The organism is Geobacillus sp. CAMR5420 (assembly GCF_000691465.1).
GTDB lineage: Bacteria > Bacillota > Bacilli > Bacillales > Anoxybacillaceae > Geobacillus > Geobacillus thermoleovorans.
Genome location: NZ_JHUS01000064.1, coordinates 80,095 through 100,621, shown reverse-complemented (window position 1 = coordinate 100,621; position 20,527 = coordinate 80,095). Strand labels below are relative to the sequence as shown.

19 protein-coding genes are annotated in these 20,527 nt (G+C 52.4%); 16 read left to right on the top strand and 3 right to left on the bottom strand.

Going from position 1 to position 20,527, the window contains the following annotated elements; genetic code table 11:
- The first annotated feature begins 64 nt into the window (after window positions 1-64).
- The 14 genes from raiA to merR all read left to right on the top strand — a co-directional run bounded on the left by raiA (window position 65) and on the right by merR (window position 14,005).
- Complete coding sequence (gene raiA / locus DI44_RS01465; RefSeq protein WP_014196756.1) at window positions 65-613, top strand: ribosome-associated translation inhibitor RaiA; 549 nt, start codon at window positions 65-67, stop codon at window positions 611-613.
- Between the two features lie 83 nt (window positions 614-696).
- On the top strand, window positions 697-1,128 hold the full coding sequence (locus DI44_RS01470) for a hypothetical protein (RefSeq protein WP_033026268.1): 432 nt from the start codon (window positions 697-699) through the stop codon (window positions 1,126-1,128).
- A gap of 244 nt (window positions 1,129-1,372) precedes the next feature.
- Window positions 1,373-3,886, top strand: coding sequence for a preprotein translocase subunit SecA (gene secA / locus DI44_RS01475; protein ID WP_033026266.1), 2,514 nt, complete (start codon window positions 1,373-1,375; stop codon window positions 3,884-3,886).
- Between the two features lie 93 nt (window positions 3,887-3,979).
- Window positions 3,980-5,084, top strand: a protein-coding gene (gene prfB / locus DI44_RS01480) for a peptide chain release factor 2 (RefSeq protein WP_128723164.1) whose coding sequence is annotated in 2 segments (ribosomal slippage) — window positions 3,980-4,054 and window positions 4,056-5,084 — 1,104 coding nt in all. Because the reading frame shifts where the segments join, the coding sequence is not laid out codon by codon here.
- 111 nt (window positions 5,085-5,195) lie between these two features.
- The gene (locus DI44_RS01485) at window positions 5,196-5,456 is read left to right on the top strand and encodes a hypothetical protein (RefSeq protein WP_011232575.1); all 261 of its coding nucleotides are present in this window, start codon (window positions 5,196-5,198) and stop codon (window positions 5,454-5,456) included.
- Window positions 5,425-5,685, top strand: coding sequence for a type II toxin-antitoxin system RelE/ParE family toxin (locus DI44_RS01490; RefSeq protein ID WP_033026257.1), 261 nt, complete (start codon window positions 5,425-5,427; stop codon window positions 5,683-5,685). Before DI44_RS01485 ends, DI44_RS01490 begins: the two co-directional genes overlap by 32 nt.
- A gap of 136 nt (window positions 5,686-5,821) precedes the next feature.
- A complete protein-coding gene (locus tag DI44_RS01495) occupies window positions 5,822-6,685 on the top strand; it encodes a YitT family protein (RefSeq protein WP_033026255.1) in 864 nt (287 codons plus the stop codon).
- Window positions 6,686-6,746: 61 nt separating this feature from the next.
- Entirely contained in the window at window positions 6,747-7,082 is a 336-nt protein-coding gene (gene cccB, locus DI44_RS01500; RefSeq protein ID WP_011232572.1) for a cytochrome c551, read from the top strand.
- A gap of 259 nt (window positions 7,083-7,341) precedes the next feature.
- Window positions 7,342-8,037, top strand: a complete 696-nt coding sequence (ftsE, locus tag DI44_RS01505; RefSeq protein ID WP_011232571.1) for a cell division ATP-binding protein FtsE — start codon at window positions 7,342-7,344, stop codon at window positions 8,035-8,037.
- On the top strand, window positions 8,018-8,911 hold the full coding sequence (gene ftsX, locus DI44_RS01510) for a permease-like cell division protein FtsX (RefSeq protein WP_020278905.1): 894 nt from the start codon (window positions 8,018-8,020) through the stop codon (window positions 8,909-8,911). Before ftsE ends, ftsX begins: the two co-directional genes overlap by 20 nt.
- Window positions 8,912-8,939: 28 nt before the next feature.
- Window positions 8,940-10,238: a peptidoglycan DD-metalloendopeptidase family protein gene (locus tag DI44_RS01515; RefSeq protein ID WP_033026253.1), complete on the top strand. Its 1,299-nt coding sequence runs from the start codon at window positions 8,940-8,942 to the stop codon at window positions 10,236-10,238.
- Window positions 10,239-10,787: 549 nt separating this feature from the next.
- Window positions 10,788-11,489 carry an alpha/beta hydrolase gene (locus tag DI44_RS01520; protein WP_081823196.1) on the top strand — a complete coding sequence of 234 codons (702 nt, stop codon included), beginning with the start codon at window positions 10,788-10,790 and terminating at the stop codon, window positions 11,487-11,489.
- 18 nt (window positions 11,490-11,507) lie between these two features.
- On the top strand, window positions 11,508-13,148 hold the full coding sequence (merA, locus tag DI44_RS01525; protein WP_033026251.1) for a mercury(II) reductase: 1,641 nt from the start codon (window positions 11,508-11,510) through the stop codon (window positions 13,146-13,148).
- 434 nt (window positions 13,149-13,582) lie between these two features.
- Window positions 13,583-14,005, top strand: coding sequence for an Hg(II)-responsive transcriptional regulator (gene merR / locus DI44_RS01530; protein ID WP_011232565.1), 423 nt, complete (start codon window positions 13,583-13,585; stop codon window positions 14,003-14,005).
- Between the two features lie 97 nt (window positions 14,006-14,102).
- On the opposite strand, the gene DI44_RS01535 is transcribed toward merR, so the two are convergent.
- Complete coding sequence (locus tag DI44_RS01535) at window positions 14,103-14,507, bottom strand: hypothetical protein (protein ID WP_020279431.1); 405 nt, start codon at window positions 14,505-14,507, stop codon at window positions 14,103-14,105.
- A 340-nt stretch (window positions 14,508-14,847) separates the two neighbouring features.
- Here DI44_RS01535 and DI44_RS01540 point away from each other — a divergent pair, with 340 nt between their 5' ends.
- Both DI44_RS01540 and DI44_RS01550 read left to right on the top strand, forming a co-directional pair.
- A complete protein-coding gene (locus DI44_RS01540; RefSeq protein WP_023633674.1) occupies window positions 14,848-15,561 on the top strand; it encodes a pirin family protein in 714 nt (237 codons plus the stop codon).
- A gap of 377 nt (window positions 15,562-15,938) precedes the next feature.
- Entirely contained in the window at window positions 15,939-17,387 is a 1,449-nt protein-coding gene (locus tag DI44_RS01550) for a S41 family peptidase (protein WP_021321650.1), read from the top strand.
- A gap of 405 nt (window positions 17,388-17,792) precedes the next feature.
- Here DI44_RS01550 and DI44_RS01555 read toward each other — a convergent pair whose 3' ends face one another.
- Window positions 17,793-18,785 carry a glycosyltransferase family 2 protein gene (locus tag DI44_RS01555; protein ID WP_013146402.1) on the bottom strand — a complete coding sequence of 331 codons (993 nt, stop codon included), beginning with the start codon at window positions 18,783-18,785 and terminating at the stop codon, window positions 17,793-17,795.
- Window positions 18,786-18,801: 16 nt separating this feature from the next.
- On the bottom strand, window positions 18,802-20,475 hold the full coding sequence (locus DI44_RS01560; protein WP_020279436.1) for a DUF6044 family protein: 1,674 nt from the start codon (window positions 20,473-20,475) through the stop codon (window positions 18,802-18,804).
- Window positions 20,476-20,527 lie beyond the last annotated feature (52 nt).

The following is a 20,527-nucleotide window of genomic DNA, read 5'->3' as shown; positions in this document are numbered from 1 at the left end:
TGGATTGGATGGGTAATAAAAAGTGTAGGGATTTACAGTTTTATAAGATAAGGAGTGGTCAGCGATGATGTATAACGTTCGCGGGGAAAACCTCGAAGTAACTCCAGCGTTGCGCGAGTACGTGGAGAAAAAAATCGGGAAACTGGAACGCTACTTTGATGGCACCGAAGACGTGCATGTGCACGTCAATTTAAAAGTATACAACGATGGACAAGGGAAAATCGAAGTGACCATTCCGATGCCGCATTTGTTGCTGCGCGCTGAAGAGCGCCATGAAGATATGTATGCGGCGATCGATTTAGTGACGGATAAACTGGAGCGGCAAATCCGCAAACATAAAACGAAAGTCAATCGGAAGCTGCGCGACCGCGAGAAAGAAGCGAAGCTGGCTGCCCCTGTCTCGATCGGCGCTTCCGCGGCGGAGAATGAAGAGGAGTTTGAAATCGTGCGAACGAAACATTTCAGCTTGAAGCCGATGGACAGCGAAGAAGCGATTTTGCAAATGAATTTGTTGGGGCACAACTTCTTCATTTTCACCAACGCGGAAACAAACCGGACGAACATCGTCTACCGCCGCAAAGACGGAAAATACGGATTGATCGAGGCAAATTGAACAGCCTCCCTATGCGCATCCCCTGCTTTTTTGGGCAGGGGATGTTATAATATGCATGAGAAAAATCAAAATGGGGGAGAGCGATGGAGGAACTGTTGCGTCAAATCTTGTCCAAGTTGGACAACATGGAAAAAGGATTTTTGGTGTTCCAAGAAGAAACTCGCCAACGGTTTGAGCAGATGGATGGCCGTTTGACGGAGATGAATGGACGCCTCGTCGGCCTCGAACAGGAAATGGGCGCGGTGAAAGAGCGGTTAGACCGTGTGGAAACGCGGTTGAATGGTGTAGAGACCCGGTTGGACGGCGTGGAAACACGGTTGAATGGTGTGGAAACAGAATTGGAGGAAGTGAAGGAGACGCTACATCGGGTCGAAACGCAGCTTGTGGATGATGTGCAAATCTTGCTTCGCAAAATTCACGAAAAAGTGGAGGAGAAAAGTTTTGAAATTTATGCGCTGAATCGGCGCCTTCACCATGCGGAAGCGGCGATTGAGCAGCTTCAGTCCAAGTTGTGATCCCCTCTCTTGGACATGCCCCTCTCGAAATGGCTGTTGATTTAGTGGAAAGTCGCGGAAAACAGATTCTTTCTCAAATTGAGAAGTTCTGTAAAATGACCGCTTCTGTTTCAGGCGAACGCAACGATTTCGGCGAAATTGGTCATTTTTCACCAGCCCTCTAAGCCTGTGCAACAGTTGTCACTGATCCCTGTATAATGATATGATGAAGAAGTGAGTCCATGAAAAATAAGGAGCGTTTCCTATGCTTGGAGTCTTAAAAAAAGTATTTGACCCGAACAAGCGTCAGTTGGCAAGGCTCGAGAAAATTGCGGATCAAGTGGATGCGCTCGGTCCGGAGATGGCCCGACTGTCCGATGAACAGCTGCGGCAAAAAACCGAGGAATTCAAAGCCCGCTACCAACAAGGCGAATCGCTCGATGATTTGCTTGTTGAGGCGTTTGCCGTTGTGCGCGAAGGGGCGAAGCGCGTCCTTGGCTTGTACCCATATAAAGTGCAAATTATGGGCGGCGTCGTCTTGCATGAGGGCGACATCGCCGAGATGAAAACCGGGGAAGGGAAAACGTTGACGGCGACGATGCCCGTCTATTTGAACGCCTTGACGGGGCGCGGCGTGCATGTCGTGACGGTCAACGAATACTTGGCGACGCGCGATGCGACGGAAATGGGCAAACTGTATGAGTTTTTAGGCATGACCGTCGGCTTGAACTTAAGCGGCATGTCGCGCGAGGAGAAGCAGGCGGCGTACAACGCCGACATTACGTACGGGACGAACAACGAGTTTGGCTTTGACTATTTGCGCGACAACATGGTGCTCTATAAAGAGCACATTGTGCAGCGGCCGCTCTATTATGCGATCATCGACGAGGTCGACTCGATTTTGATCGATGAAGCGCGGACGCCGCTCATCATTTCCGGCACGGCGCAGAAGTCGACTAAGCTGTATGTGCAGGCGAATGCGTTTGTCCGCACGTTGCGCAAAGATGTCGATTACACATACGATGAAAAAACGAAAAGCGTCCAGCTGACGGAAGAAGGAATCAACAAAGCGGAGCGCGCGTTTGGCATCGACAACTTGTTCGATTTGAAACACGTCACGCTCAACCACCATATTCAGCTGGCGCTAAGGGCGCACGTGACGATGCAGCGCGATGTCGACTATGTCGTGCAAGACGGAAAAGTGATCATCGTCGACCCGTTCACCGGGCGCTTGATGCACGGCCGCCGCTACAGCGATGGGCTTCATCAAGCCATTGAGGCGAAAGAGGGGCTCGAGATTCAAAACGAGTCGATGACCTTAGCCACGATCACGTTCCAAAACTATTTCCGCATGTACGAAAAATTGGCGGGGATGACGGGGACGGCGAAGACGGAAGAGGAAGAGTTCCGCAACATTTACAACATGCGCGTCGTCGTCATTCCGACGAACCGCCCGGTCATCCGCGAAGACCGTCCGGATTTGATTTATCGGACGATGGAAGGGAAGTTCCGCGCCGTGGTTGAGGACATCGCCGCCCGCCATGCGAAAGGGCAGCCCGTGCTTGTCGGCACGGTGGCGATCGAAACGTCCGAGATGTTGTCGGAGATGCTGAAAAAACGCGGCATCCCGCACAACGTCTTAAACGCGAAAAACCATGCGAAAGAGGCGGAAATCATCGCCCAAGCCGGGCAAAAAGGTGCGGTGACGATTGCGACGAACATGGCCGGGCGCGGGACGGACATTAAGCTTGGCGAAGGGGTAAAGGAGCTTGGCGGGCTTGCGGTCATCGGCACGGAGCGTCACGAAAGCCGGCGGATCGACAACCAGCTGCGCGGCCGTTCCGGGCGTCAAGGCGATCCTGGGGTGTCGCAGTTTTACTTGTCGCTTGAAGACGAATTGATGCGCCGTTTCGGCTCGGAAAGCTTAATGGCGATGATGGACCGCCTTGGAATGGACGACTCGCAGCCGATTCAAAGCAAAATGGTGACGAAAGCGGTCGAGTCGGCGCAAAAACGGGTGGAAGGCAACAACTTCGACGCCCGCAAACAGCTGCTTCAATATGACGATGTCCTGCGCGAACAGCGGGAAATCATTTACCGCCAGCGCTACGAAGTGCTCGATTCCGACAACTTGCGCGGCATTATCGAAAAGATGATCCAATCGGTCATTGAACGCGTCGTCCATGCCCATACGCCGAAAGAAGACTTGCCGGAAGAGTGGAACCTAAAAGGGCTCGTGGATTATCTCAACGCCCATCTGCTTCCGGAAGGCGATGTGACGGAAGCCGACTTGCGCGGCAAAGAGCCCGAAGAGATGATCGAGCTCATTTGGGAGAAAGTCAAAGCGCGTTATGATGAAAAAGAAGCGCAAATTCCGCCGGAACAAATGCGCGAGTTTGAACGCGTCGTCGTCTTGCGCGCCGTTGACATGAAATGGATGAACCATATTGACGCAATGGAGCAGCTCCGCCAAGGCATCCATTTGCGCGCCTACGGGCAAGTCGACCCGTTGCGCGAATACCAAATGGAAGGGTACGCGATGTTCGAAAACATGATCGCCGCGATTGAAGAGGAAGTCGCCACCTATATCATGAAGGCGGAAATCCACCATAACCTTGAGCGCCAAGAGGTGGCCAAAGGCGAAGCGGTTCACCCGAAAGAAGACGGCGAGGAGCCGAAGCGAAAACCGGTTCGCCGGGCGGTGCGCGTCGGTCGCAACGACCCGTGCCCGTGCGGCAGCGGGAAAAAATATAAACATTGTTGCGGAAGAGTGGTATAACCGTTTATAAATAATAAAGGGAGGCTCCGCCTCCCTTTTGAATGGCAGATATGAATCATTGGCATACTATATTCATGATGAGGTGAGGACAACATGATCGATTTGGTGGAAATTAAGCAAGAGCTCGAGAAAATGGCTAAGCGATTAGCGGAAATCAGGGGGTCTCTTTGACCTCGACACGAAGCAGGCGCGTATTCGTGAATTAGAAGAACAGATGGCGGCGCCCAACTTTTGGGATGACCAGAAGGCGGCGCAGGCAGTCATTTCCGAAGCGAATGCGCTCAAAGACCTCGTCGAGGAATTTTCCTCGCTTGAAGAACGGTTTGACAACTTGGAAGTGACGTACGAACTGCTTAAGGAAGAGCCGGATGACGAGCTGCAAGCCGAGCTTGTGGAGGAAGCGAAAAAGCTGATGAAAGACTTCAGCGAGTTCGAGCTGCAGCTGCTGCTCAACGAACCGTACGACCAAAACAATGCGATTTTGGAACTCCATCCCGGCGCAGGCGGCACCGAGTCGCAAGACTGGGCGTCGATGCTGTTGCGCATGTATACGCGCTGGGCGGAGAAAAAAGGGTTTAAAGTGGAAACGCTCGACTACCTGCCGGGCGAGGAAGCCGGGATCAAGAGCGTCACGCTGCTCATTAAAGGCCGAAATGCCTACGGCTATTTAAAAGCGGAAAAAGGGGTGCACCGGCTTGTCCGCATCTCGCCGTTTGACGCCTCAGGCCGCCGCCATACGTCGTTCGTGTCGTGCGAGGTTGTGCCGGAATTGGATGATAACATTGAAATTGAGATCCGGCCGGAAGAGCTGAAAATCGACACGTACCGCTCAAGCGGCGCGGGCGGGCAGCACGTCAACACGACCGACTCGGCCGTGCGCATCACCCACTTGCCGACCGGGATTGTCGTCACGTGCCAATCGGAGCGGTCGCAAATCAAAAACCGCGAAAAAGCGATGAATATGTTGAAGGCGAAATTGTACCAAAAGAAACTCGAGGAGCAGCAAGCCGAACTCGCTGAGCTGCGCGGCGAGCAAAAAGAAATCGGCTGGGGCAACCAAATTCGTTCGTACGTCTTCCATCCGTATTCGCTTGTCAAAGACCATCGGACGAACGTCGAGGTCGGCAATGTGCAAGCGGTGATGGATGGGGAAATTGATGTGTTTATTGACGCGTATTTGCGTGCGAAGTTGAAGTAAAGGGCGATCATCGGATCGTCCTTTTTTTCGCTTCAAAATCGTGTTTTGGCCTTTTGACGCATCTATGCTTTCGTGATACGCTGAAGGTAATGATAAGGAAAAAGGAGGGCGATGGCTTTGGCTGTGCGCAAACAATTGCTTTACGAACTGATTGACCGGTTGGATGAAACGGATCATCAAACAGCGTACGATTTTTTGATGTACTTGCTTGATCGGTCCAGAAAGGAACGAATGGTATGGGAGCGGATTGACGAAACAGATGAAGAAGAAGCGTTGACGGAAGAAGAGCGCCAGCAGCTGCAAAGCGATGAAGGATATATCACCGGGGGAGAAGCCAAGCGTGAATTCGGGCTACAAGTTGATTTACCGTAAGGCTGCAGTCAAATTCATCGCTCGTCAAGACAAAGATGTTCAAGAACGATTAGCTTTCGGGCTGCAAGGTCTGCTTGCGATCCCACCGCAGGGGGATATTAAAAAGTTGAAGGGGCAGGATGGATTATATCGGCTGCGAATCGGAACATATCGTGTGTTGTTTCGCATCGATCATGAAGAACGAATCATCTATATTGAGGCGATCGGCAACCGCGGGGATGTGTATTGAGGCTTGTATTTTTTGGCTAGGGCGATCATCGGATCGTCCTTTTTTCCTTTAGCATAGCAGACCATTATCGCGTTAATCGGCTGTCATTTACTTGCCAAAACGGGCATGCTATACTCACAGAGGAAGGTGGGGAAGCATGCGGAAGCGAAGAGAGAAGACCATGCCTCCGGCGGTGGAGGCGGCTTTGGAGTATGCGTATGTTCTGATCGGCGCGGCGATCGTCGCTGTGGCGTTTAACGTGTTTTTGCTGCCAAACCGGATCGCTTCAGGCGGAGTGAGCGGCATCAGCACGATTATGCACGCGTTGTTTGGCATTGAGCCTGCCTATGTTCAATGGGCGCTCAACATTCCGCTCTTTATCGCTGGCGTTGTGCTTTTGGGCCGGCAGTTTGGCGTGAAAACGTTCGTGGGGACGGTGTTTTTGCCGCTTGTTGTCTATTTGACGAAAGAGATGGAGCCGGCGACGACAAATCCGCTTCTTGGCGCGATTTTTGGCGGCATCGGCGTTGGGCTCGGCCTTGGCATGGTGTTTCGCGGCCGGGCGTCGACCGGCGGCACTGATTTGGCGGCGCAAATCATCCATAAATATACCGGGCTGTCGCTTGGGATGTGCGTGATTTTCATCGATGGCTTGATCGTGTTGACCGCGGCGTTTGTGTTTGATATTGAACGGGCGCTCTATGCGTTGATCGCGTTGTATGTGACGAGCAAAACGATCGACCTCGTCCAAGTCGGTCTTGGGTATTCGAAAATCGCTCTTATTATTACGAATGAAGAAGAAAAAGTGCGCCGCGCCATTTTGCACGAAATCGACCGCGGAGTGACGCGCTTGCCCGCGTATGGCGGTTACACGGAACATGAGCGGCCTGTGTTGATGTGCGTCGTCGCGCAATCGGAGTTCACAAAATTGAAACAATTGGTCCGAACCATTGATCCGACAGCGTTTGTCATCGTTGCGAACGCCGCTGAGGTGCTCGGCGAAGGATTTCAACGTACGTAAAACAGAAGAAATCGGTTATAATAAATGAGAACGAAATTTTTGTTTTCAGGGGGAGTTCGCCATGAAATGGAAATTGGCTGCGATGTTCCTTGGCGTTTCGCTCGCGCTTGCCGCATGCGGCGGTGGCGGGGACAATGCCGGGGAGAAAAACGACGGCAGCAACGGCGGAGGGGATACAGCAGCGGCTGCCGAGCAAATTTTTAAACAAAACTGTGCGTCCTGTCATGGACAAGACCTGTCGGGCGGGGTCGGCCCGAACTTGCAAAAGGTTGGAAGCAAGTATTCGAAAGATCAGATTAAAGACATTATCGCCAACGGCCGCGGCGCGATGCCGGCAGGAATCATTAAAGGGGAAGACGCCGACAAAGTGGCGGAATGGCTGGCTGCGAAAAAATAATGGACGGATGTTTCTGACTCTTTGAAAGGAAAAGATCGTTTCATTCAAGGAAGGTGCACCGCCTTGTTCGCTTAAGAACGGGGCGGTGTTTGCTTTTTTGAATCTTTTGTCCTAGTTTCTCCATTGTTCCCCATTTGAAATATAAATGTAAAATTCGACAATAGAAAATCGTGTTATAATAATCCTTGCGGAATTTTGCAAGATTCATTCGAAACAGCTCGAGAAATGGCAACAGGGAAGTCGAAAATAGGTGATGATGATGATTGAAATGCAAGATGTATACAAAACGTATCCAAACGGCGTTGTGGCGTTAAACGGCATCAACGTCCGCATCAAGCAAGGAGAATTCGTCTATGTCGTTGGACCCAGCGGAGCTGGGAAGTCGACGTTTATTAAAATGATGTACCGCGAGGAAAAGCCGACGAGCGGGACCATTATGGTCAACGGCGTCAACCTTGCCAAACTCAAAGACAGCAAAGTCCCTCTTTTGCGCCGCCATATCGGTGTTGTGTTCCAAGATTTCAAGCTGCTTCCGAAGCTCAACGTTTACGAAAACGTGGCCTTTGCCTTGGAAGTCATTGAAGAATCGCCGAAAGTGATCCGCAAAAAAGTGATGGAAGTACTCGACCTAGTCGGCCTCAAACATAAAATCCGCTCTTATCCGAACGAACTGTCCGGGGGCGAACAGCAGCGCGTCTCCATCGCCCGCTCAATCGTCAACTCCCCGAAGATCGTGATTGCCGACGAACCAACAGGAAACTTGGACCCGGAAACCTCATGGGGCATTGTGGAGCTGTTTGAAAAAATCAACGACCGGGGAACGACGATTGTGATGGCGACCCACAACAAAGAGATCGTCAACGCGACCCGGCGGCGCGTCATCGCCATCGAAAACGGGAAAATCGTCCGCGACGAGGCGAAGGGGGAATACGGCTATGACGCTTCATACGTTTAAGCGCCACGTCCGGGAAAGCATCAAAAGCCTTGGCCGCAACGGTTGGATGACGTTTGCGTCCGCGAGTGCCGTCACGGTGACGCTTTTGCTTGTCGGCGTCTTTTTTGTCGTCATGTTCAACATCAACCATTTTGCCCAAAAAGTCGAAAACGATGTCGAAATTCGCGTCCATATCGAGCTGACGGCCGACAGCCGGCAAAAAGACGCTTTGCGCCGGCAAATTGAAGCCATTCCAAACGTCAAGGAAGTGCGCTATTCATCGAAGGACGAAGAGCTGAAGCGGCTGATCAAAAGCATGGGGGATGAAGGCTCGTCGTTCCGCTTATTTGAACAGGACAATCCGTTGAGCGATGTATACGTCGTGAAAGCGGCCCATCCGCAAGATACGGTGAAAATCGCCAAACAAATCGAAACATTGCCGTTCGTCCATAAAGTCAATTATGGCCAAGGGACGGTCGAGAAGCTGTTTGACGCGCTGAAAGTGGCGCGCAACGTGGGGCTCGTGCTCATTCTCGGATTGTTGTTTACGGCGATGTTTCTCATTTCCAACACGATCAAAATTACGATTTTCGCCCGCCGCCGCGAAATCGAAATTATGCGGCTCGTGGGCGCGACGAACGGGTTTATCCGCTGGCCGTTCTTTTTGGAAGGGTTATGGCTTGGAATGCTTGGCGCTCTCTTCCCGATCGCGGCGCTTTCGATCGTGTACTACAACGTGTATCAAGTGTATGAACAGCGGGTTTCCTTGCCGTTTTTTGAACTTCTTCCGTTTTCGCCGTTTATGTGGCAGTTGAGCGCACTGCTCTTGGCGATCGGCGCCGGCATCGGCATTTGGGGAAGCGTCATGTCGGTGCGCAAGTTTTTAAAAGTGTAAACAAAAGTCATAGGGAGAGGGGAAAGCGATGAAAAAGAAAAACATGATGGCGCTCGCGGTCGCCGCGGCGCTCGGCCTTGGCGTTCTGCCGCCGGCGGCGGACGCCGTCAGCACTCGTGATATCGAACAAAAGCGAGGCGAGATCGACGCGCTTCGTTCAAAACGGTCAGAGGTGCAGGAAAAAATCAGCGAGGCGCAAAAAAACATCGAAGCCCTTCAGTCGCAGCAAAAACAAGTCGCCAACGATATTGAAAAGCTGAACATTGCCATTGAGGAAACGAGCGGCAAAATCCGCAACGTCAGCGCAGATATTGACCAAACGGAGCAAGCCATTGACCAATTGAAACAAGAAATTGCCGAAATTCAAGAACGGATTGAAAAGCGGAATGAAATTTTGAAGGAGCGGCTTCGTTCCTTGCAGGAAAGCGGCGGAGCGATCAGCTACTTGCAAGTATTGCTTGGCGCGCAAAGCTTCAGCGACTTCATTGACCGGATGAGCGCCGTGACGACGATCATGGAAGCGGACCAACAAATCATCCGCGAGCAGGAAGCTGATAAAACGTTAAAAGAGAAAAAGGAAGCCGAATTGACGGAGAAGCGGAACAAGCTGCAAGCGGATTTGCAAGAATTGAAGCAGCTGCAGGCCGAACTGGCCGGCCAGCTCGAACAAAAAAATCGCCTGATGGCCGATTTGAAGCAAAAAGAGGAAGAAGAGCATGATCATAAGATGGCGCTTGAAGAAGAAAAAGAACTGATCGCCAAGCAAGAAGCGGCGGTGAAAGAGCAGCTTGCCGAACTCGAACGGCAAAAACGGGCCGAAGAAGAAGCGAAACAGAGAGGACGTACATATGCCTCGCCAAACGGTGGAGGAGCGTCATCAGGAGAAACGCCATCCGGCGGCAGCACGCCGCCTGTATCGAGCGGGGCGTTTACCCGTCCAGCCAACGGACCGATCACCTCGGGCTTTGGCTACCGGTTTGGCGGCACGGACTTCCATCCGGGGGTCGACATCGGCAAGCGAGCTCCCGTTGTGCCGGTTGTCGCTGCAGCGGACGGCATTGTGTTCCGCTCCTACTATTCTAGCAGCTACGGCAACGTCATTTTCATCAGCCATGTGATGAATGGGCAAACCTATACGACCGTGTACGCTCATTTAGAAGCGCGTCTTGTTGGCGAAGGGCAGCACGTCCGTAAAGGACAAATTATTGGCTACATGGGCAATACAGGGAATTCGACCGGTCCGCATCTTCATTTTGAACTGCATCGCGGCGGCTGGAACGAGGCGAAAACGAATGCGGTCAATCCGCTTGACTATATTCCTTTCTAATTTCGAACGGTAGGTGGCATTGCGCAACTTGTCTGTCTTTTGGTGGGACAAGTTGCGTATTTTTTTGATTGATTTGACATCATCGGCAGGCAAATTCTATGCCCATTCCGCTTTGATTCTGTTTCAATCCGTTTTTGGCGGTGATGGATGCGGGAGACCCTCTCCAACTCGTTGGGAATGAAAAAAGATTGTGGCCATCGGTTGCCTGTGATACGATAAATGTAAACATTTATTTATTTTTGGTTTACAAATGGTGGTGAAAGGGGGAAAGATCCGATTTACGGGATGAGGAGATAAAGGCGCAAGGACCGAAGCTCGGGGAAAACCAACCAACGCTCTGGGCTGATTTTGTACATGACGGCGCAAAGCGTATGGGTCATGATCGAGAAAAAAGCGGCCGCTTAATCTAGCTTCACATCCACACGCTGTCCGTTAAGGAAGGCGTTTCCCATCTTCTCTTGCATGGTGCTTGTTGCTTATCGATGAAGCAACAGCTTGACGGGCCGTTTGGATCAATGGCTGTGTTGGCAGAAAGTTAGGGGGGATCCCATGAATATTGTCTGCATTCCGGGATGGGGAATGAAAGCGGATATTTTTGCGCCGTTGCTCGATTCGTTATCACTAAGGGGAAATGCGACAGTCGTCGAATGGAAGGAAATTAAAACGGTTCATTGCTTTCGAAAGCGAGCGGAACAGGTGCTTCATGAGCGTGCGACGGTCATCGGCTGGTCGCTCGGTTCGCTTGTGGCGCTAGAGTTGGCCCATGCTTATCCCGAGCGGGTCTCTCGTCTTATTTTGATCGGCGGCACGAGCCGTTTTATTGCCGATGACGGTTATGAAGCTGGATGGCATCCACGGATCGTCAAGCGGATGAAAACAAAGCTGCAAGTACGGCCGGCTGACACGATAGCTGCTTTCCTTGCTTCATTATGGTCCAAGAGCGAAAAGGGGGATATTTCTGAGTTCTTTTACCGCGATCGGGTTGAGGAACTGCTGATCGGGCTTGATTATTTGATTGAGGCCGATGCGCGCCCGTTTTTGGCGGACATCTCCGCTCCAATGCTGATCGTTCACGGTGAGCAAGATGCGATTTGTCCACCTGCTGCTGCGCGCTATATCGTTGAACGCGCTCCCAGCGCTATTCAAAGCCATGATGCGCGAATACGAACAGCGCTTTTTGGCGCACGGGGAGATCACAGCTACTTACCATTGCCTATTGATCCGTATGACCCGCTGTTAGACATTTGTTGATAAGGAGTGTTTTTTACCATGAAAACATATCGAATGACCGTCCAAGGCATGACATGCACCGGCTGTGAACAACATGTCGCCAGAGCGCTGGAGGCGATTGGGGCTAAGCTGATGGATGTCAGCTTCCGGCGCGGTGAAGTGGTATTCGCGCTGCCTGAGGGCACGGACGTTGACATGGCGAGACAAGCGGTCAAAAACGCCCATTACGAGCCGGGGGAAGCCGAGGAGATCACCGCATCAGCCAGATCTGTTATCGATGGCGAGGGAGAGTATGATTACATGATCATCGGTTCCGGCGGGGCGGCGTTTTCTTCGGCGATCGAAGCGGTGAAATACGGGGCGAAAGTGGCGATGGTCGAGCGCGGAACGGTCGGGGGGACGTGCGTCAATATCGGATGCGTGCCATCGAAGACGCTGCTTCGGGCCGGAGAAATCTATGCGTTGGCGCGAAATCATCCGTTTCTCGGCCTGCATACATCCGCTGGTCCGGTTGATTTGGCGCCGTTAGTGAAGCAAAAAAATGAACTGGTCGAGCAGCTTCGCCAAGCGAAATATGCAGACTTGATCGGAGAGTATGGGTTCGATTTCATCCAAGGGGAGGCTCGGTTTATCGATCGCCAAACGATTGAAGTGAACGGCCAAACGCTGTCGGCGAAACGGTTTTTGATCGCGACAGGCGCTTCCCCGGCCGTGCCGGATATTCCGGGACTTCATGATGTCGACTACTTGACCAGCACGACCTTGCTTGAACTGAAAAAAGTGCCGAAGCGGCTCGCCGTCATCGGCGCCGGCTACATCGGGATGGAGTTGGGACAGCTGTTCCACCATCTCGGCTCGGAGGTGACGTTGATGCAGCGAAGCTCGCGCCTGCTGAAAGAGTATGACCCGGAAATTTCCGAAGCGGTGGCGCGGGCGCTCACGGAACAAGGCATCCGCGTCATCACCGGTGCTTCATTTGAACGGGTCGAACAAGATGGGAATACGAAAAAAGTGTATGTGAACGTGGACGGACGCACCCGGGTCATCGAAGCGGACGAATTGCTCGTGGCTGCCGGGAGAACGCCGAATACGGCGGCGTTGAACTTGCCGGCAGCCGGTGTGGAAGTCGGGGCGCGCGGGGAAATTTTGATCGACGAATACACACGGACGACGAACCCGTCGATTTATGCGGCAGGCGATGTCACGCTCGGCCCGCAGTTCGTCTATGTCGCGGCCTATCAGGGAGCCGTTGCCGCGGCTAATGCCGTCGGCGGGCTGAACAAGCGCTGGGATACGGCCGTCGTTCCGGCGGTGACGTTCACCCATCCGGCCATCGCCACCGTCGGTTTGACCGAACAGCGGGCGAAAGAAAACGGGTATGACGTGAAAACGTCCGTCCTGCCGCTTGAGGCGGTGCCGCGCGCCATCGTCAACCGGGAAACGACGGGGGTGTTTAAACTTGTCGCTGAGGCCCGTACGGGCAAGCTGCTAGGCGCCCACATCGTCGCGGACAATGCCGGCGAGGTCATTTACGCCGCAGCGTTGGCGATTCAATTCGAATTAACGATCGACGACCTTCGCCACACGCTTGTCCCGTATTTAACGATGGCGGAGGGGCTGAAGCTGGCGGCGCTTACGTTTGACCAAGATGTTTCGAAGTTATCGTGCTGCGCGGGATGAGGCCTTCGAATTGGGCCGCCGCTTCGCGGACCGTTATCAAGGGGGGGGGAACTCATTGCTGTTGCGGTTGCAACGAAGCTTAATGGGGAGCGGTCCGTTTGGCGGAACGCTTCCCTAAAAGGCTGGTGATTGAACAGAGCATGAAGCTTAACAGCAGCACTTCTCAAATTGAAAAACTTTGTAACATCGATTCCTCTTTTCGCACGATAACCAATCGATCAGGGGGAACAGTTGTTTTTCGCCGGCCCAACTTTCATATTGACTTGACCCTGTACTATAGTACAAGGTTTATGCTTTTGGGTGAGGTGGTTATGTGAGTCAAAAGACGAAGGGAAACTTACATGAAGTTGTTAGCCTAGCGGAAAGAACAGATGGTTTCAGAAAGGTGCATATCAACGGTTCACATGGAAGAGAGGAATAGCGAGGGTGATGATATGGGAACGTATCGCATCGGTAAACTAGCGGAAAAATGCCATGTCAATAAAGAAACGATCCGATACTACGAACGGAAAGGGCTTATTCCAGAAACGGAGCGGACAGAAGGCGGATATCGTCTGTATACGGAGGAAACGGTCAGGCGAATTCAGTTTATTAAGCGGTTGCAAGGGCTCGGATTCACCTTGGCGGAAATTGATAAACTGCTTGGCGTTGTCGATCGGGATCGCGATCGATGCAAAGACATGTACCGCTTTGTTACGCAAAAGATCGAGGAGATTCAAGCCAGCATTCGCGATTTGAGGCGGATCGAAGCGATGCTCCAGCAATTAAAGGAATGTTGCCCTCATGAAGACAATTTATATAACTGCCCGATTATTGATCTGCTGCTCGAAGAACGGCCGGACGAGGAAAGGAAATAAAAGAAAGTGGAGGCCGGAAGCCCCGACAAAAATACGGCTGCCCTCATTAGCCGGTTTCCCGGCCTTTCGGGCAGCTGCTTGTCTGCTCAGGACGCGATTATTCGCTGCTGTTGCCATCATCGCCGCCTACATTGCCGCCATCGTAGTCATCATCGTCTTGGTCGTGATTTTGATCATGACCTTGGTCATCGTCATCTTGATCATCGCCGGGTTGCCCAGCATTTTCTCCTTTGTCCTCGTCTTGCTTGACGGAAAGTTTCCGCGTCCGGCCGCTTCCATATTTCCACTCGAGTTCAAGGCGGAACGGGGTATCAATGGAAAAGAGAGTTTTGATTTTGGCGATGATTTCATCATTTGACAGCGACGGTGATGCTTGCAAGTCGTTAATGAGCGACTGGACGTCATTTGTTGTCACTTCACCCGTCTGGTCTTTAATGTGTAAATGGGAATGGCGGTCAGACCAATGATAGTCGATTTTAATCGTTCCAAAGTTGACAGGCAAAACGGTTTTTTATATAATAATCTCGAATTCGAGATTTTAGAACCAATCAAATTGATGTAGAACTTCATGCTGGCTAGCCCTCCAAGGAGGCCGGTGAAAAACGTCCATTTCCCCTAATATCGATGATTCTTGAGTGGAGGGAAGAGCAACATTTATATATAAGGCTCCTCCGTTTGAGAAGCGACATGATTGAACCGCATTTCCTGTTGAATCACCAGCATTCTAGATTTTTCATGATCCGCATCGTATATATCACATGACTATGATCGCTATGGCGATCGCCGTATCAAAGCGGCATGCTCTTGGTGCTCTATTTCGATAAATGAAGGAGAGGAACAAGATGATCCGCATCGACCGGGCGTCGTCCCGATATCATGCCGATTACGGCTGGCTGAAAACATACCATAGCTTCTCATTTGGCGAGTATTATGATCCGAACAACATCCAGTTTGGCCCGCTAAGGGTGTTAAACGACGATTTCGTTGCGCCGCTCTCCGGTTTTGGCGCTCACCCGCACCGGGAGATGGAAATTGTGTCGATCGTGCTTAAAGGCTATTTGCAACATGAAGACAGCACCGGACATAAGGCGGTGACAACGTTCGGCGGCGTGCAGCGGATGTCGGCCGGTACCGGCATCGTCCATTCGGAAGTGAACCCGTCGGCGACGGAAGAGGTGAACTTTTTGCAACTTTGGTTTTTGCCGGAACAATACGGATTGCCGCCGTCGTACGAGCGGACCGAGTTTCCGGTCGACAAGATGAAAAACGCCTTGCTGCCGATTGTCACGAAACACCCGTCTTCCCCGGGGATTGCTCACATTCATCAAGATTTGACGATTTATCTTTCCGATTTGGAAGCCGGGCATGAGGTGACGTTTACCCAGCCGGAAGGGCGGAACATCTTTGTCTTTGTCATTGAGGGGGATCTGACGTTAAACGGCGAGGCCCATCTCGAGCGGCGCGATGCGGCCCGCATCACGGAAACGCCGGTTCTTCGCCTCGCAACGAACGAAGGATCGCGGTTGATGCTCATCGACTTGCCAAAAGAGGGGTGAAAGCGTTTCGTTTTTGTGCGGATCGTCGGTTTGGCTGCCATTTAAGATCCGATCAAGAAGAGGCATCGTTCGCCGCCAAGGGCGGGGGTGCCTCTTTTTCCGTTCCGTATGAGTTGAGAAATCAACAAGGAGCGTGTAAACTAGTAAAGGATGGGCAACGCACTAGCATACTCGGTACAAGCCCAACATATGATGAAGATAAAGGCATGGCACGGCGTGAGGCGGTGCTTTTCCTTTTCGTGTTTTGCAAAAGCCGTCAGCGTTGAGGCGGAAGGGATGTTCATTTGCTTCACTGACGGAGGAGCGAGGAGAAAGCCCCCTTCCCGCACCGCAGCAAGCGGTGGGGAAGGTCAAGCATAGGGTGAGGAGGAAGCAACGTGAAAAAATCGACGACGGCCGCATTGATGGCCATATCGATGCTCATTGGGGCGGGAGGGACGTACGCTGGCCTTCAGTTGGCGGACCGCCCGATGGAAGGCTCGCTTTCGACGATTGTTTCGAATGAGCCGTCCAAGTCGACGAACGACAGCGAAGAGATGAAAAAAATCCGGCAAGCTTATGAGCTCATTAAGAATCGGTACGTGGAGAAAGTGGATGAAGAAAAACTGACGGAAGGCGCCATTCAAGGTATGATCAACACGCTCCATGACCCGTATTCCGTCTACATGGATGCGGAAACGACGGAGCAGTTCAACGAGTCGCTCGACTCGTCGTTTGAGGGGATCGGCGCCGAAGTGAGCATGATCGACGGCAAGGTGACGATCGTTGCTCCGATCAAAAACTCGCCGGCGGAAAAAGCGGGTCTGAAGCCGAACGATCAAATTTTGCGCGTCAACGGAGAAAGCCTGGAAGGGCTTGATTTATATGAAGCGGTATTGAAAATCCGCGGCAAGAAAGGAACAACGGTGGAGCTTGACATTTTGCGCCCCGGCGTCAAAAACGTGATGAAAGTCAAAGTCGTCCGCGACGAAATTCCGATTCAGACGGTGTATGACTCGATCAAAACATACAACGGCAAAAAGGCGGGCTATTTGCAAATTACGTCGTTTTCGGAAAACACAGCCGCCGATTTTAAAAAGAAATTGGCGAAGCTTGAGGCCGAACATATTGATGGCTTGATCATCGATGTGCGCGGCAATCCGGGCGGCTATTTGCAAAGCGTTGAGGAAATTTTGAAACAGCTCATCCCGAAAGGCAAACCATATGTGCAAATTGAAGAACGCGATGGCGATCGGCAAAAGTTTTATTCCGATTTAACGGCGAAAAAGCCATACCCGATCGTTGTGCTCATCGACAAAGGAAGCGCATCCGCGTCGGAAATTTTGGCGGGAGCGATGAAGGAAGCGGGCGGCTACAAGCTGGTCGGCGAGGCAACGTTCGGCAAAGGGACGGTGCAGCAGGCGATTCCGATGGGCGACGGCAGCAACATCAAATTGACGCTGTACAAATGGCTGACGCCGGACGGGCATTGGATCCATAAAAAAGGGATCAAGCCGGATGTCGCGGTGGCGCAGCCGGATTATTTCCACGTCGCTCCGCTTCATGTGGAAAAACCGCTTCGGTATGACATGAACGACGAGCAAATCGCCAATGCGCAAAAAATGCTCAAAGGGCTTGGGTTCGACCCGGGCCGCACGGACGGCTACTTCAGCAAAGAAACCGAACAAGCCGTTCAAGCGTTCCAAAAAGCGAATCAGCTGCCGGTTACGGGACGAATCGATGAGACGACGGCGGATGTGCTGCAAACGAAAATCATGGAAGCCGTCCGCGATCCGAAGCATGATGTGCAGCTGAAAAAAGCGCTTGGCGTGTTGTTTCCGTCGTAAGCGAGCCGAGGACGATTGATGCTATATACGGTAATAAGAAAGGGTGTCCCGATCCTTTTGGGACACCCTTTCTTTTTATCATCTCTATAGATGCAATTTAAAGCTTTAACATTTTTCGTTTTTACCAGTGATTGCATCCGACTGTCGAGTGACCGAACAACGCCGCTTCCAGACCCATGAATGGGTCTGTGAAGCGAGTCGTTGTTCGGTCTTCCATCACGCTTTAGCGTGACCGACGAAAATGGACAAACCACTTTTCCGTCAAGGATATGTTAAACTTCTTTGTTGCATCTATATCGAATCGAAGGAGGATGCTGCTGCCAGGCCGCAAGTGAAAGCAGGAGATGTTCAAGCGGATCCGATGGATCCGTCCGACCTTTTCGATTTTGGATCACCTATGCCTTCCTACAGGCGGGCTGGTGTTTTCTCCCTTTCTGATGGAAGCGGCAGCTGCACGGTTTTTTCGATCGCAAACCGCGGCCGCCGTTTCACCTCTTGATAAATTTTGCCGATGTATTCCCCGATGAGGCCGAGGCTCATGAGCACCAGCCCGCCGATGAACCAAACGGAAATCATGAGCGACGTCCAGCCCGATTCGGCGTGTCCAAGCCATTTGACGATCAGGGCGTACAGCCCGGCCGCACCGCTCGTGAGAAAGGCCAAAAACCCGATGAGCGTAATGGCGCGAATCGGTGCGACGCTCAAGGACGTGATGCCGTCAAAGGCGAAGGCGAGCATCTTTTTGAGCGGGTATTTCGACTGTCCAGCCCACCGCTCATGCCGGTCGTAAAAGACGCACGTCGAGCGGAAGCCGACGAGCGGAACCAACCCGCGCAAAAAGAGATTGACTTCCGTGTAACGGCTCAGTTCATCGAGCGCCCGCTTGCTCATCAGACGGAAATCGGCGTGGTTGTAAATCAGCTCGATTCCGATGGCCCTCATGAACCGATAAAAGGCTTGGGCGGTCGTACGCTTGAACCACGTGTCTGTCTTTCGGCTCCGCCGCACGCCATACACGATGTCATACCCTTCGCGGTATTTTTGCACAAATTCGCGGATCGCCTCCACATCGTCTTGCAAATCGGCGTCAATGGACACGGCACAATCGGCGTACGCGCGAACGGTTTCGAGCCCAGCGAGCAGCGCCCGCTGATGGCCGACGTTGCGAGCGAGTTTCACACCGGAGACAAACGGGTTGCGCTCGCTTTCTTCTTCAATGAGCGCCCATGTCCGGTCGCGGCTGCCGTCGTCGACAAAAACGATATGGCTGCCGATGGCGACCGCTCCTTCTTCGAGCAGCTGCTCAAGCAAAGCGGTCAGCCGCCGGGCCGTTTCCGGCAACACTTCTTCTTCGTTGTAGCATGGGACGACGATGGCTAACAATGGTTTGTCCACCATGTTTCTTGCCTCCCTTTCACTCCACTTCGTATACATAAATTTTCCAGACTGACTGTCGATCGGTGAACGCCCGCAAGAAGCGGAGATGGATGTCGCGGGCGTTCATGATCGGGACGGAGGAAAAAATGTACTTGCCGCCAAGCTGTTTGAACGCCTTTGTGTCGATCTCGAAATGACGAATCACTTTATGCGAGCGTTTCGTGAACATGTAATGTTTCCCGAGCTCTGCCGAAAACAAATAGACGCGGTTGCCCCAATGGTCGAAATAGTCTTTCAGCACTGGGCTTTTGTCCAATTCTTTGGCAATGATGCGGCGAAACTTCCGCTTATACGACAACGGGTAAAAATTGTTGTACGTATCGAGCGTATAAAACCCGTTGTATTGAGCGATGGCCGGGTGAAGCCCAACGCTGGCAACGCGGTAGGACGATACCGGCTTGCCGATGTATTGCTTGATTTTGGTAAATAAATGTTCGGAATAAAACTGCTCGAACGACGGCGTGCCAGCGAGGCGATAGCGGATTTCCTCGTTAAACCCGCCAAGCAAAAGCAGCTGCAGCGCCAAGGCGATCGGCACGAGGCGCCGCCATGCGGTCCGTTCCTTGGCTAAGATTTGCAAGGCCAAGGCAAAATCGACGTAAATGACCATCGGCCGCAAAAAATGGAAGCGGGCGAAATTGAACGTATTCAAAAGTGAAATCCGTTCTTTCAGCGGCTGCCACCCTTTGTAAAACCAAAACGCATACCAAGCCGATAAGGCGATGTTCAACCAAAACAGCAAAAGGAAGCGCCGCTCCAATGACCCGCGCTGACGGCGGCGCAAAACGAGAAAAAACGCCGCCCAAAGCACCGGCAAGATGATCGGCCCATGGACGGTCATCACATGCGTATGGCCGAGCACATAGTTTTTCAACGTTAAACGAAGGCAGTGGACGAAGCTGAGCCGCGAGGAGAGGAACTCGTTCCGGCTCGTCGGTTCGCCGCTGAAGACAAGCGAGTACACGAGGCGGTACTCGATGGCCAAAAACAAGCTTGTCATCAGGGCGATCGCGGCGAAAAACCGCTTGTTCCACTGCTTGCGGACAACGCCGTCAAACAGCCACACCGCCGCCATCGCGGCGAGGAAAAAGAAAAATCCGAGCACAAAGCTGGCGTAAAACGGAAGCAAGATGATCGCAAGCCATTCTTTCCATGTCGCTTCTCCGTTGCGGATCGACAGAAACGCCCAAAGCGCCAGCGGCATGCCGAGCGTGCTTAACATGCCGGACGGCCAAAACGGTGTCAGCGCAAAAGCAAGCGCCGCCCCGACGCGAATGAGCCATGATTCCGGTGAAGGCAAAAAGTGGCGCCTGAGCAGCCAATACATACCCAAAAAGGCGAATACCCTCGTGATCGTCTGGCTGAGCGCGTACGCCACCATGGAGGGAAACAAAGCGTGCAGCCACACGATGCCGCTGAATTCTGTGCCGAAGGCGTTGCGCGGCAACCCGTTGATCACTTGCGGGATGACGGCATCGATTGGGCCAAATAGTTGGCCGCTGCGAACGAGCACGCGATACCAGGCGATGTTCGAATCCATATTGTCGTGCACGCGAATATGGGCGTGTTCGCCTAACATGTACAGCGGAGAAAGGTAGAGAGCCAATACGATGAACGCGATGGCGACCGCTTTTCGTTCTCTTTGTTCCATCTCGCGCGCCCTCCTTTCCCATACGGGAAGATTGCACAACATGGTCCATTAT